At 39.6% G+C, this 14,488-nt stretch carries 11 protein-coding genes; 6 read left to right on the forward strand and 5 right to left on the reverse strand.

Annotation, left to right across the window (positions count from 1 at the left end):
• Positions 1–1,265: alkyl hydroperoxide reductase subunit F (gene ahpF, locus EXE30_RS12480; protein ID WP_130162676.1), on the reverse strand; the 1,265-nt coding region annotated here is incomplete at its 3' end.
• Between the two features lie 233 nt (positions 1,266–1,498).
• Here ahpF and EXE30_RS12485 point away from each other — a divergent pair.
• On the forward strand, positions 1,499–1,717 hold the full coding sequence (locus EXE30_RS12485) for a DUF1653 domain-containing protein (RefSeq protein WP_130162677.1): 219 nt from the start codon (positions 1,499–1,501) through the stop codon (positions 1,715–1,717).
• A gap of 40 nt (positions 1,718–1,757) precedes the next feature.
• Positions 1,758–2,345: an O-methyltransferase gene (locus EXE30_RS12490; protein ID WP_130162678.1), complete on the forward strand. Its 588-nt coding sequence runs from the start codon at positions 1,758–1,760 to the stop codon at positions 2,343–2,345.
• Here the strand turns inward: EXE30_RS12490 and EXE30_RS12495 are convergent.
• Complete coding sequence (locus EXE30_RS12495) at positions 2,322–3,371, reverse strand: helix-turn-helix domain-containing protein (protein ID WP_130162679.1); 1,050 nt, start codon at positions 3,369–3,371, stop codon at positions 2,322–2,324. The two genes, EXE30_RS12490 and EXE30_RS12495, sit on opposite strands and share 24 nt — an antisense overlap.
• Positions 3,372–3,490: 119 nt before the next feature.
• Between EXE30_RS12495 and EXE30_RS12500 the strand changes: the two genes are divergently transcribed.
• Complete coding sequence (locus EXE30_RS12500) at positions 3,491–4,684, forward strand: alkane 1-monooxygenase (RefSeq protein ID WP_130162680.1); 1,194 nt, start codon at positions 3,491–3,493, stop codon at positions 4,682–4,684.
• 61 nt (positions 4,685–4,745) lie between these two features.
• Here the strand turns inward: EXE30_RS12500 and EXE30_RS12505 are convergent, their stop codons facing one another.
• Complete coding sequence (locus EXE30_RS12505; protein WP_004670664.1) at positions 4,746–4,961, reverse strand: KTSC domain-containing protein; 216 nt, start codon at positions 4,959–4,961, stop codon at positions 4,746–4,748.
• A gap of 249 nt (positions 4,962–5,210) precedes the next feature.
• A complete protein-coding gene (ahpC, locus tag EXE30_RS12510) occupies positions 5,211–5,774 on the reverse strand; it encodes an alkyl hydroperoxide reductase subunit C (protein ID WP_130162681.1) in 564 nt (187 codons plus the stop codon).
• 344 nt (positions 5,775–6,118) lie between these two features.
• Between ahpC and EXE30_RS12515 the strand changes: the two genes are divergently transcribed.
• From EXE30_RS12515 to EXE30_RS12525, 3 genes are all read left to right on the forward strand, one after another.
• Entirely contained in the window at positions 6,119–7,279 is a 1,161-nt protein-coding gene (locus EXE30_RS12515) for a sterol desaturase family protein (protein ID WP_130162782.1), read from the forward strand.
• Between the two features lie 112 nt (positions 7,280–7,391).
• On the forward strand, positions 7,392–11,267 hold the full coding sequence (gene hrpA, locus EXE30_RS12520; RefSeq protein WP_130162682.1) for an ATP-dependent RNA helicase HrpA: 3,876 nt from the start codon (positions 7,392–7,394) through the stop codon (positions 11,265–11,267).
• A 46-nt stretch (positions 11,268–11,313) separates the two neighbouring features.
• A complete protein-coding gene (locus tag EXE30_RS12525; protein WP_121929147.1) occupies positions 11,314–12,420 on the forward strand; it encodes a beta-ketoacyl-ACP synthase III in 1,107 nt (368 codons plus the stop codon).
• Positions 12,421–12,488: 68 nt separating this feature from the next.
• Here the strand turns inward: EXE30_RS12525 and EXE30_RS12530 are convergent, their stop codons facing one another.
• The gene (locus EXE30_RS12530) at positions 12,489–14,195 is read right to left on the reverse strand and encodes a DUF4394 domain-containing protein (RefSeq protein ID WP_130162683.1); all 1,707 of its coding nucleotides are present in this window, start codon (positions 14,193–14,195) and stop codon (positions 12,489–12,491) included.
• Between the last annotated feature and the right edge of the window lie 293 nt (positions 14,196–14,488).

Here is a 14,488-nt window from a genome sequence, read left to right on the forward strand (position 1 = left end):
GAACCATCACCCAATACTTCAGTACTTAATGCATTCAGAATCACGGTGGTATTTGGCAAACTATTTAATTTGTTCTGTAACACTTGGTCGGCACGAAGTTTGGTATCAAATTCCACCAAAGTGACATGCTCAACAATACCCGCAAGGTCAATTGCAGCTTCCACACCAGAGTTACCGCCACCAATCACTGCAACACGTTTACCTTTGAACAGTGGACCATCACAGTGTGGGCAATACGCTACACCACGAGTGCGGTATTCTGCTTCACCCGGTACATTCATTTCTCTCCAACGCGCACCTGTAGAAAGAATAATGGTTTTTGATTCGAGCTTTGCACCATTTTCAAGTTGAACTTCAACCAAGCCAGTTGCTGTTTGATCTGCACCGATGATTTTGCTGACACGTTGTAGATTCATGATATCGACATCATATTCACGCACATGCGCTTCCATCTCGGCAGCAAACTTAGGGCCGACGGTTTTTTGTACAGAGGTAAAGTTCTCGATATCCATGGTATCCATCACTTGACCACCAAAGCGTTCCGCCACGATACCGGTATTGATCCCTTTACGAGCCGCATAGATCGCTGCAGTTGCCCCAGCTGGACCACCACCAATCACCAAGACATCAAAGGCATCTTTGGCATTGATCGCTGCCGCATCTTTCTCTGCTGAGTTGGTATCTAACTTGGCAATGATTTCTTCCAAAGTCATGCGACCTTGACCAATGTGTTGATCATCTTGGAATACCATCGGTACAGCCAAGATTTTGCGTTGTTCCACTTCGTCTTGGAAGAAGGCACCATCAATCATGGTGGTGGTGGTATTTGGGTTGTTGATCGCGATCAAGTTCAATGCCTGAACCACATCTGGACAGTTATGACAGCTCAATGAAATAAATACATCAAAGTTTGCCGCAAGATTTAAGCCTTTAATCTGATTCAACACTTCATCAGAGACCTTAGGGGCATAACCAGACACTTGTAATAATGCCAAGATCAAAGAAGTGAACTCATGTCCCATCGGCAAGCCAGCAAAGAATACACGTGGCTGTTCACCTGCTTTAGCTACCCCAAAACTTGGACGGCGAGCGTTTGAACCATCAAAACGTGCGGTCACCTGATCAGACAATTCCGCAATTTCGGTGACAAGTTCTTTGATTTTTGCGGCTTTGTCGGAATCATCTAAAGCAGCAACCAACTCGATCGGACTTTCTAAACGTTCTAGGTAAGCTTTTAATTGCGTTTTAATATTTTGATCTAACATCGATGTCTCCAAATTCTCAACAATTCAAGTCGGCTAAATTCATTCAATGCGGCTATAGTACGCAAAAGCACTAAATAGGTAAAACAGTATGTTTTTATGGGTTTGATCGGTTTTTGGGATTAATGCTGCCGTTATCGCATTTTTTGATCATTGATATCTTTAAAAGTTTGATTAGGATTGATCTTGTTATATAAATGCAATCATTTCATGGCATAACTAAAAAGGTAAGCGAAATGGCGTTACAACGTGGTATCTATCAACATTATAAAGGGCAGCTTTATCAGGTGTTTAATGTGGCTCGACATAGTGAAACAGAAGAAGAACTGGTGGTTTATCAATGTTTATATGGTGATTACTCGATGTGGGTACGTCCATTCGCCATGTTTACTGAAACTGTGCAACTTGATGATGGACAAATTATTCCACGATTTAAGTTGGTGCAAGCGACCTAAACTCGATATTTTATAGTTTGAGCATCATGGAGAGTCAGATATGACCAACACTGTTTTTTTGCAACGTATTGCTGATTTATATGATGAATTTAAACAACATGATGCTCGACAGTCTGATCGCCTAAGGCGTTATCGCAATATTGAAGCAGAATCAGCTAAATTACTGGCAATGCTGGTACGTACTCAGCAATCAAAACGCATTCTTGAAATTGGAACTTCCACAGGATATTCCACCTTATGGTTGGCAGAAGCAGCCAAAACTGTTCAAGGGAGAGTGCTCACTTTAGAAATCAATGCATTTCGGAGTGCGCAAGCTAAAAAATATGCAGAAGATTTTGAGTTAGAAGGGTTTATTGATTTTTGGGTGGGCGATGCCGCTGACTATTTGAAACAAGCAATGGAACCCTTTGATCTCATCTTGTTAGATGCAGAACGTGGCAGTTATGTGAGTTATTGGGAAGACTTAAAACGATTATTACAATCCTCTGGCAGCACCTTGATTATTGATAATGTCATTTCGCATCCAGCCGAAGTTAAGCCAATGTTAGAATTGATTAAACAAGATGAACACTATATGAGTAGTATTTTACCGGTGGGAGCTGGTTTATGTATGGTGGTTGTCAAATAACTGACTTCTACTTTGATACTCTAAACGATAAGCCTGTGGACTACACCCTTGTATTTTATTAAAAGCGCGGGTGAAGTTGGCTGGGTTTGAGTACCCTAATTCATAGGCAATATGGGTAATGGTAAACTTGGAATTTTCTAATAGATCAATGGCACGTTCGGTACTGATCTTTTGCTTTAGTTGGTGGAATTCGACACCGTACTTTTGCAAATAACGTTGCAATGTTTTGGTCGAAATATTTAAGACTTTGGCACATTCATTTAATGTGGGTATTTGATTCGCTTGACGAAGCATCATACTAACCCATTCGACAATTTCTCCCTGATGATAAATTCTTTGAATTTGCTCCTGACAACGCTGTTCGACCACTTTTAAACTATAGGCATCGGCTAAAGGCAAGGGAAGTGAGAGCTGCTGTTGATCCATCATCACACGAACGCCTGTAATCCAATGATCATTAAAATGAAAATTAGCTTTGATTAAATGGATATACTGTTCTTTATATTTTGGTTCGGGTACACTGAGATAAACCTGATATCGCTGTAACTGATTTCCAGCTAATTCTAATAAACTGTAATAAAAAGCCACTGCAATCGCTTCAATGTGAAAGGCGAGACACTGTTTATTCATTTGTAATATCGGTTCAAATAATAACTCAACTTTTTGCTGATCATGTTGAAACTGAATCGTAAGCTTAAAACTTGGCATAATCAGCCGGAAGTATTGAGCGATCAGACGTAAAGCATGTTCAAGATCAGGGCTGGTCATCAGGGCGTAACCGACCAGACTATGTGAGCTTAGCTTGATATTTTTGCCTAATTGGAATGCAAGATCTGCGGTATTGGGGAGGTTCAAACCCATTTCAATAAATTGTTCAATCTGTTGAATCGTAAGGAGTTCAGTCGTAGAAAGTTGATCACGTAGTAATGTTAATGAGTTGTTATCATATTGATTTGTTTGGATTAAAATATCAATCAATCGTATATAGTAACGCGAAGGAATAACTGGAATTTGTTGGTTTTGCACAATTAACAGTCCATGTAGTCTTAAAATGATAATACCAAGTCTTAAAATGATAATAAAGACTCACTTTAAAAGAACACAATTGATGGAAGCAAGAAGAGTAATTGATTGAGGAGTTTCTAATGAATATGCATACTCAACTAGATGTAGCGCACGCAACAACACGGTTCAAAGATAAAAAACGTCATTGGTGGTTATTAGGTTTGGCTGTACCTGCAATTGCCATGAGTGGCTTAGCTGGTTATCAATTTGGTCCTAAAAAAACGAAAAAGTTTTTTGCTTCATTTGGTCCTTTGTTTTTGCATGGTGTCATTCCAAGTTTGGATAAACTGATTGGTGAAGACACTGAAAATCCACCGATTGATGCAATCGCAGATCTGGAAGCTGATCCATATTATGCACGTATTGTTAAACTGTATATTCCCTTGCAATATGCTGTAAATATCTACGGCACATATCTCGCAAGTCGAAATAATACGTCTGTCGCTGATCAAGTTTTATTGGGAACATTAATCGGCATGGTGAATGGTGTCGCGATTAATACTGCACATGAGCTGAGTCATAAAAGTGGCAAGCTAGAACATTATTTATCGCATTTGGCATTGGCACCATCAGGGTATAATCATTTTCGGATAGAACATCCTTATGGTCACCATCGTCGTGTTGCTACACCAGAAGATCCCGCTTCATCACAATTTGGCGAAACTTTTTGGAAGTTCTTGCCTCGAACTGTCATTGGTAGTTTTAAGTCTGCGATTGAAATCGAAAAGAGCCGTTTAGCTCGTAAAAAATTACCATTTCTATGTAAAGAAAATGAGCTTTTACATGGTTGGGCAATGTCAGCCATTTATCATGCAGTGATGTTTAGCAAATTTGGTGCACGTTCAATACCGTTTCAAGTGACTCAGGCGGCGTATGCAGTAACGCTGTTTGAATCAGTAAATTACATCGAACATTATGGTTTGAAACGTGAAAAGCAAGCCAATGGAAAATATGAGCGAACATTGCCTGAGCATAGTTGGAACAATAATAATGTGGTGACCAATTTGTTTTTGTACCAATTACAACGACATTCGGATCATCACGCCAACCCAGCGAGAAGTTTTCAAACCTTACGTCATTTTGACGATGCACCTCAATTACCCGCAGGCTATGGTGCAATGATTCTCCCTGCATTTGTTCCTGCATGGTGGTCAAAAATTATGGATGATCGAGTCGTGCAGCACTACAACGGTGATTTAGCTAAAATCAACATGCATCCGAGTGCCAAAGAAAAAATGTTTGAGAAATATGCAGAGCAAACGGATGTTGCGTGATTAGGGACTATAGATCTCCTCATGTTAGCAACAGAAATCAGCCCAAATCGGGCTGATTTTTTTATGAGGAAGCTGAAATAGAGAGTCGTTTAAAATGTAGGTCAAATTCAAGATATTTGTGTACAAATGCAGCTTTGTCAGTAGAGCGGAGTAAATTATCGTAAATAAATTTTGGGACAGGATGGTAAAGTTCACCTGAACCATTGTTATAAAATATTTTTAAATAACGTGAAGAAACGTCATATTTCCAAGAGGTTACAATAACAGTTTTTTCCATACATTTGCCCCCATATCTACAGTAGACCCATGTTCATATAAAAAACGCTTTATTCCATCATTTGACAGTACCCCAAGTCTCAGAAGCTGACAATTGATAAATGAACTTTGCTATGAAGTTATAAGTATAAGAATTGTAAAAAAAATGCGATTAAATCGAAGTGTAAATGAGCAGATATTTATAGTTTTTTTTGATAAAAAGAAACCACCCAGAAGGGTGGTTTCAGACTTATAGGTTGAATCTAATGAATTAGATTTTACCAACTAAGTCGATAGATGGAGCAAGTGTTGCTTCGCCTTCTTTCCATTTCGCTGGGCATACTTCACCTGGATGAGCGTGAACGTATTGTGCAGCTTTTACTTTACGAAGTAATTCTTGAGCGTCACGACCGATACCACCAGCGTTGATCTCAACGATTTGGATTTTACCTTCTGGATCGATAACGAAAGTACCACGATCAGCAAGACCAGCAGACTCAATTAAAACATCGAAGTTTTTAGACAATGTCCAAGTTGGATCGCCAATTAATGGATATTGGATTTTCTTGATCGCTTCTGAAGTGTCATGCCAAGCTTTGTGCGTGAAGTGAGTGTCAGTAGAAACACCGTAGATCTCAACATTCAATTTTTGGAATTCAGCATAGTTGTCAGCCAAATCTTCTAATTCAGTTGGACAAACAAAAGTAAAGTCAGCTGGGTAGAAGAATACAACAGACCATTTACCTTTAAGATCTGCTTCAGTAACTTCAACGAATTGACCATGATGGTATGCAGTTGCTTTAAATGGTTTAACTTCAGTATTAATTAAGCTCATCATTGTCTCCATGATTGCGGTATATCTTTAAACTAGGAACGTGTTTACGAGATATAGAATAGATAATTTTTCATTATTGGGGAAATAGTATTTTTACATGACTAGAATCGGAAAAATGAATTGATCGATTTAAATCTATATTTTCACCCAATCTATCCTGATTTGACTTCAAGTTCATGACGTCAAGATGACAGGACATTTTAAAATTAATGCGTTAGACAACATGCAGTCTATATCATCAAAATTCAAGGGTAGGATTGAAAAATTTATAAAAAATGTTTGATTTCTGAACTATAATTTAATTTGTGAGCTTTTTTGCTCGAGATAGCGAATTAACACCAACAATGACTGATCACTTAAGAACAAGATTCGAAAACTTAGAACTAAATATGGGTTTGGGGAAAATTAGCGCTTTTATTTCAATGTCATTGGGTTTGCTCAGTGCATTCGGCGCTTTGTGTTTTTTATTTCCTACTGTATTTACAACACCCGAACTCCGACCATTTTATGCGCAATATTATGAAGTCTTTTACTTTAGTTTAATATTGGCTATTGTTCTGAGTGTCGGTTTTGGCGCATTTAGCTCAATCATTCGTCAAAATCGATATGGTTTTTACGGATTATGTTTTGCTTTAGTTGCCGCTGTCCTTGGCTGTGGCTTAATCAAAGCGCCGATGCTTCCAAGTCTTCCTTTTTATGCTGGAATTGATTATTTCGTCCTGACGCTTGTAATCTTGGCTGTTATATTTATTCCGCTTGAGGGCTTTTTCGCCAAGAATCCTGATCAAAAAATTCTAAGAGTGGGTTGGGTGACAGATATGAAATACTTCATGTTTAGTCACATCGGTATTCAGTTGTTCACTTTTTTAACGGTCATGCCAATCCAATATTGGATCACTCATTTACCAAATAATCCAATTGTGCCTTATGTGCAGGCACAACCGATTTGGTTACAGTTCATCGAGTTGCTTATTGTTGTGGATTTTGTAGTGTATTGGCTGCACCGAGCGATGCATGAAGTGAATTTCCTTTGGCGTTTTCATGCTATTCATCATTCTACTGAATATATGGATTGGCTGGCATCTTCGCGTTTGCATGCTGTTGAAGTGTTAATGACACGTTTTTTAGCAACTTTACCTATTTTTCTTTTGGGTTTTCATACTTCAGCGGTGTTTGCATACCTGATCTTTATTTCTTTTCACGCCATATTTATTCATTCCAACGTGCGTTTTCGATTTCCTTATTTACGTTGGGTTATTGCGACACCAGAGTTTCATCACTGGCACCATTCTTCTGAAAAGCCTGCAATTGATAAAAATTATGCAGCATTTATCCCTGCGTATGATGTCATTTTTAAAAGTGTATATATGCCAAATCATTTGGCAAGTGTGTATGGCACGGTAGGCTATAAAATTCCAAATAGTTTTGTGAAGCAGTTTACTTGGCCCTTTAAAAAATACGTAAAACGTTTTTTTCAACGTTTTGATTCGTCATCTAAATCCTGAAGATATTGATCAATCTGCATCAATTTCCCAACAGGATTGGTGCAGTTGCTTTGCATAGCAACACTTTAAAGCGTAAAATAGCCGATTATTTTATTTTCAGGAAAGCTGTTCAGTGCAGAGTCATTTAAATGTAGATCAATGGGTTATGGCACGTGACCGTCACCGTTTAAATCGACTGCGCAAAGATAAAAATACCGAAACAGCAGAAATTGAAAAGCTATTTGCACAATCAAATCAAAAAGTTAAACAACGTTTAGCGCGTCTCCCAAAGATCAAACTCAATCAAGACCTACCTGTTACCCAGTACGCTGATCGTTTGATTGAAGCAATTCAAAAACATCAAGTAATCATTGTGGCTGGGGAAACTGGCTCAGGAAAAACCACACAGCTTCCTCAGATCGCAATGCTGGCTGGTCGTGGTTTGACAGGCATGATCGGGCATACTCAACCGCGTAGGTTGGCGGCACGCAGTGTATCGCAGCGTATCGCAGAAGAAGTGGGCGAAAAGTTAGGCGAATCCATCGGCTTTAAAATCCGTTTTAATGAGCAAGGGTCACAAGACTCTATCGTTCGTTTAATGACGGATGGTATTTTGCTTGCTGAACTGACGCATGATCGTTTTTTGTCGAAATATGACACGATTATTATAGATGAAGCACATGAGCGTTCGCTCAATATTGATTTTATCATGGGCTATTTAAAGCAACTTTTGCCGAAACGCCCAGATTTAAAAGTGATCGTGACCTCAGCTACGCTTGATGTAAATCGTTTTAGTCAGTATTTTTACAATGCACCCATATTTGAAGTTGAAGGGCGGAGTTTCCCTGTTGAGCTTCGTTATCGCCCAATTTCTGAACTGAATATTGTCGGTAGTGATGATGATGAGTTTGATGATTTTGAGGAAAATTTACCGCGTGCGGTCGTACAAGCGGTAGAAGAATGTTTTGCTGATGCGGATAGCAAAGGTCATCCTGAACATGCTGATATTTTAATTTTTGCCAGCACTGAGCAAGAGATTCGGGAATTACAGGAAACCCTGCAAAAACATGGCCCTCGTCATACCGAAGTGTTGCCTTTATATGCACGTCTAGCGATTGCAGAACAACAAAAGATTTTTAGTCCGAGTGGAAAAGGGCGACGGATTATTATTGCCACTAACGTTGCTGAAACGGCACTTACTGTACCGAATATACGTTATGTGATTGATAGTGGTTTTGCACGTCTTTCACGTTATAACTATCGTTCGCGGGTACAACGTTTACCGATTGAGGCGATTTCACAAGCTGCGGCGAACCAACGTAAAGGGCGTTGTGGACGTATTGCAGCAGGTGTCTGTATTCGCCTTTATAGTGAAGATGACTTCCTTAGCCGCCCAGAGTTTACCGAACCAGAAATTAAGCGAACCAATCTTGCCTCTGTGATTTTACAAATGCAAAGTTTGGGATTGGGCGATTTGGAAGATTTCGATTTTATCGAGCCACCTGATTTCCGTTTAGTCAATGATGGACGTAAGTTGTTGGTTGAGTTGGGCGCTTATAATGAGCACACTCAATCCGCCCATAAGAAGAAAGGCGGGTTAACCAAAATCGGTCAAATGATGGCACGTATGCCGATTGATCCTCGTTTGGCGCGTATGATTATTGGTGGTGCGCATTTTGGTGTGCTGAAAGAAATTTTGGTGATTGTCAGTGCTTTGGCTGTTCAAGATCCGCGTGAACGTCCTGCGGATAAACAAATGCAGGCGGATCAAAAGCATGCCTTATTTAAAGAAACCGATTCTGACTTTTTATTCTATTTAAAGCTATGGGATACCTTACAAACCAGCCCAGAGACACAATCAGAAAGTAAGCGTCGTCAATTTGCGCGGAACCATTTTTTAAGTTGGTTGCGTTTACGCGAATGGAAACAAACTTATCAGCAGTTGGTTGAATTGGCTGAAGGTTTGAAACTTAGCTTTAATGAAAAACCAGCCAATTATGAGAATTTACACCGTGCTTTGTTAACAGGTTTACTTTCCTTTATCGCCAACAAAACGGATGAACGAAATACCTTTATGGCGGTGCGCCAACAAAAAGCGAAGGTATTTCCAGCCAGCACTTTACATAAGACCAATACCGCTTGGGTGATGGCGTTTGAGATGGTGGAAACGTCTCAAGTCTATTTGAGGACGTTGGCGAAAATTGATTCTGAATGGATTTTATTGGCTGCTGGCGATTTATTGAAACACCACTATTTTGAACCACACTGGTCGAAAAAAGCGGGTATCGTCAACGCCTATGATCAGATTTCATTATTTGGGTTGATTATTGAACCTAAGCGGCTGATCAATTTTGAAAAAGTGGACCAAGCTGCTGCACATGAAATCTTTTTGCGAGATGCGTTAACGACAGGGCATTTGGGGATTACTCCGCCATTCCTAAAGCACAACTTATTAAAACTTGAGGAAGTTGAGCGCGTTGAAGACAAATTACGTCGTCGTGATTTGGTGGTTGATGAAGAAACGATTTATCAGTTTTATGCCAATAAAGTTCCGACCGAAATCGCCAGTCGTCGTAGTTTTGAAGATTGGCGAGCAACGGTAGAGCCTGAACATCCACGTTATTTATTCGTTGATGATGACGCCTTGTGGATGAATGATCGCCCAACTACACAACAGTTTCCTGACTATTTACATAATGGACAATTACGCTTAGCGGCCAGCTATCGTTTTGACCCAAGTCATGATGAAGATGGTGCGACCGTGAAGATTCCTGTGCAAGCTTTAGCGCAAGTTGATGAAAATCAATGGTCATGGGGCATTCCAGGTTGGCGACAAAATTTAATTGAGGCGCTGTTAAAAGCATTGCCAAAAGATAAACGTCGTAACCTTGTGCCTATTCCTGATACCACGAGAAAGTTGATACAAGGCATAGATGCAGTTCATTTACGATCGCATCTATTTAGTTACTTGGCATTTGCTTTACGCGGTGAGCAAATCACTGAAAAAGATTTTTCTTTTGAACGAATTGATCAATACCTTATTCCTTTTATTAAAGTTCTCGATGAAAAAGGTAAATTAATTGCCCAAGGTCGTGACTTGGATGAGTTAAAAGCGCGTTGTCGTGTAGAAACGCATCGCGCTGTAAAGCAACATGAGGGTGAGTTTAAAACTTTTCCTGAGCATTTTGTTTTTGAGGCTTCACAAAAAGTGACGGGTGTATTGGTGAAACAATATCAAGCACTTGTACCAAGTAAAGCATTTGCTGATTTGGATGTAAAAGACGAATCAGGTGTTGTGATTCAGACTTTTAACGATCAAGAAGAAGCAATTAAACAGCATAGAGAAGGGGTAATTCGCCTTGTTCACATGCAACTTGGTGATTTGATTCGTCAGTTGAAGAAGCAAATTTCTAAACCATTAGCATTGGCTTATTCACCATTAGGTGATAAAGCAAAGTTGGAACAAATGTTGGTTTACGCGACTTTGCAAGTTTCGATTCAAACGCTTCCTATTGATGCTACTGAGTTTGAAAGCTTATTAGCGAATACCAAAAAGCATTTTTTATCTTTGGGTCAGCAGACATTGACTGATTTGACTGAAATATTTACGCAATGGCAGCAAGTTCGCCGTGAATTGCTCGCCCTCGATCAAACCATTTTCACTCGCAGCGTAGATGACATCGAAGATCAACTGGATCTTATGTCCCTCGCAAACTTTGTTTATAGTCGTCCCGCTGATCTTTGGCAGGAATACCCGCGTTATTTAAAAGCTTTGCTATTGCGTTTAGATAGATTGCCCAATAATCTACAAAGAGACCTTGCGGCAATTGATGAAGTCGATCCTTGGATGGACAAGCTATTTAAATTTAAAAATGATCCTAAAATCAAAGAATTGTATTTGATGATGGAGGAGTTGCGAATTTCCTTGTTTTCTCAACCGATGAAAACAAAGATGCCAATTTCACCAAATAGATTACAAAAACTATGGGATCGATTATCAATCGGTTAAACTGAGCAATAATGAAAGCTAGAACCATTCTTTACAGGAGTTTTACATGGGCATTCGTATAACAGGTACAGGGTTATTTCACCCGACCGAATCTATTTCCAATGCAGAATTGGTGGAAAGTTTAAATGCTTATGTAGAACAATATAATCAAGAACATGCTGACAAAATTGCAGCAGGTGAATTAGAGCCATTACGCGGTTCAAGCCCTGAGTTTATTGAAAAAGCATCAGGTATTCAGCGCCGTTATGTGGTTGAGAAGTCTGGTATTCTTGATCCAAAGCGTTTACGTCCTCGTTTACAAGAACGTAGCAATGATGAGCTTTCACTTCAAGCAGAGTGGGGTGTGATTGCAGCAAAACAAGCGATGGAAAATGCAGGTGTTACCGCAGAAGACATCGATGTTGTGATTTTAGCTTGTTCAAATATGCAACGTGCTTATCCAGCAGTGGCGATTGAGATCCAATCCGCACTTGGCATTCAAGGTTATGCGTATGATATGAATGTGGCTTGTTCTGCCGCCACGTTTGGTTTAAAGCAAGCCTATGATGCGGTGAAGTGTGGTGCCCGCCGTGTTTTACTGCTCAATGTTGAGATTACATCAGGTCATTTAGACTATCGTACCCGTGATGCACACTTTATTTTTGGTGATGTTGCGACAGCATCGATTATCGAAGAAACTGAAACAAAATCAGGTTATGAAATTTTAGATATTCATTTGTTCACGCAATTCTCAAACAATATTCGTAATAACTTTGGTTTCTTGAACCGTAGTGAAGATGCGGTGGTGGATGATAAATTATTCCGTCAAGATGGACGTAAGGTATTTAAAGAAGTTTGCCCACTTGTTGCAAAAATCATTACTGCGCAATTAGAAAAACTCGAATTGACAGCTGAGCAGGTTAAGCGTTTCTGGTTACACCAAGCCAATGCCAATATGAATGAACTGATTTTAAAATTAGTTGTGGGTAAAGAGGCTGATTTAGCACGTGCGCCAATTATTTTAGATGAGTTTGCAAATACCTCATCTGCTGGTGTAATCATTGCGATGCATCGTACCGGTGAACAGGTCAATGATGGTGAATATGCCGTGATCTCTTCGTTCGGTGCTGGTTATTCAGTGGGTTCGATCATTGTGCAAAAGCATATTGCATAAATTTTTATAAGTTAAAAAAACACCGCATTTGAACATGCGGTGTTTTTTATTAAGACAATAAATAGTATTTACTTCAACATAATCGCGAGGTCTATCAGTTGTGGGGTAGTGCTGCTACCAATTGTTGAAGCCGCCAGATTTGGTGTACCGTCTACACTAATGGCGAGTCTAGCTCTTGGTGTCATAATCGTTGTATCGCTGTTTAAATCGATGCGATATAAAACGGATGGTCCGGTCATTCCAGACACGGTCGCTAAAGCAAAACCATTGTCTCCACCCGCAATGTCAAAGCCATTATCTAGCCCTAAGTTGATGCCTAAAGCACCAATTGAATTGAGTACACCATCATTTGGTGGGCTTTGTTTAACTAAAAGTTGGTTGCCTTGATCTAAGTTAAATAGTTCTGTGCCAATCATTGTGATAGGTGTTTGGAAACTGTTGGTATAGGCTGCTGCGCTGACAACCGCATCATCGATACCGTTTAAGTCACCATCAGTAATGGTGTCACCTGTATCAACATTGATGCGTAAACTTTGTCCTGTATTACTAATGACACGTAAACGATCAGCAGCAGGGTTAAAGTCAACAGCAAAGCTTGTACCAAGTAGAGTTGTGAAAGGATTGTCATCGCCCATCGCTGCTTTCAGTGAGGATTGAAGTGTTGCCATACCTGTTTGAGTATTGATGGTATATAGATTTGATTGGTCACTGAGACCATATAACATGCCAGATTTGTCAGTTGTGGTTTTAAATCTAAAATCGATTCCAATAATCTTTTCTGCCACTTTTAAACCGGTAATATTGGTTTGTTTAACTGAATTTGGTGTATTTGCCATAAAATGAATCAACTGGTTGTTGGCACTCAAACCATATGTATGTGCGCCGCTATCGGCAGCACTTGCGAGTGCTAAACCTCGAATACCAGAAGTCTGAAATACATTTGGCAAGTTTTTGCTTTCAACAACGGCAGCATTTTCTGAGCCGACGGCAGCAACATTGAGGTGGTGGAGTTGATATGTGCCTGCTACTTTAAGGGCGGCATAGCCAACGTTATTAATCGGGTCAATATCAAAACCACCGCCGCCTTCAACATCAACACCTGATGCAAGCATCGCTGAATTACCCAATGTGCCAGCATTTGCATTTTGTAGATAGATACGATCAGTGTTTTGGTCAATACTGAATAATCGTGTTGATCCAGTTCCCGCGATTGCGTTGGTATATGCAGCAGCAATAACAGCCACTGATTCAGCACCTAAACTAATGTTGCCATCTGTGATCGTCGCCCCCGTATCAACATTAATTCGCAGATTTTGTCCATCATTGCCGATGACTCGCAAGCGATCCGCTGCGGGATTAAAATTTACAGTCATCAGGTCAGGATTACCTGTGATTTTGTCAAATGGTGCATTGCCATCTGTAGTGTCCGCTGGATCAGCAACTAACTTACTTACCCAAGTCGCACGTCCAGTTTGAGGGTTCAGCGTATAGATATTGCCCATAGTACCGATGGCATATAATTTTCCATCTTTTGGACGGTGGTCTATGCCAATCAGTTGTTCACCAGATTGTAGATTTGTGATTTTTAAATTAGAAACCAACATTTCAGGTTGATCACGATTGATTGAACTTATCATCCCATTGCCCGTCAAAATCAGCACATCGCCTGTATTCGTGGGAGAGGGATTGGAATTATTGTTTGAGTCATTATTACAACCCAAAAGGAATAGGCTGCCTAAGACAGCAGTGGTCAATGATAGTATTCTTGTATTCATTTTTTAAATCCTGATTAATATTTTTGTTCATAAAAAGCCTTAAGAAATATTCCTTATTACTTATAAAACTTGGGGCTTTTGTGATTGAGTGACTTGTTTTAAATAAAGATATAGCGCTTTATTTTTGGCTGTTAATTTAAAAAAAATTATTAACTAGAATCAGCATATAAGTGCTGATATTGAAAGTAAATCAATGTTTTTAAGTGATTTTTTTGTAGTTGGGTTTTGAGTTGTAATTATTCACGCGGACTTCACGGCTGATCAGAAATTTTAATTTTTAGGATGTGGTGATT

This window comes from Acinetobacter halotolerans (genome assembly GCF_004208515.1).
Lineage (GTDB): Bacteria > Pseudomonadota > Gammaproteobacteria > Pseudomonadales > Moraxellaceae > Acinetobacter > Acinetobacter halotolerans.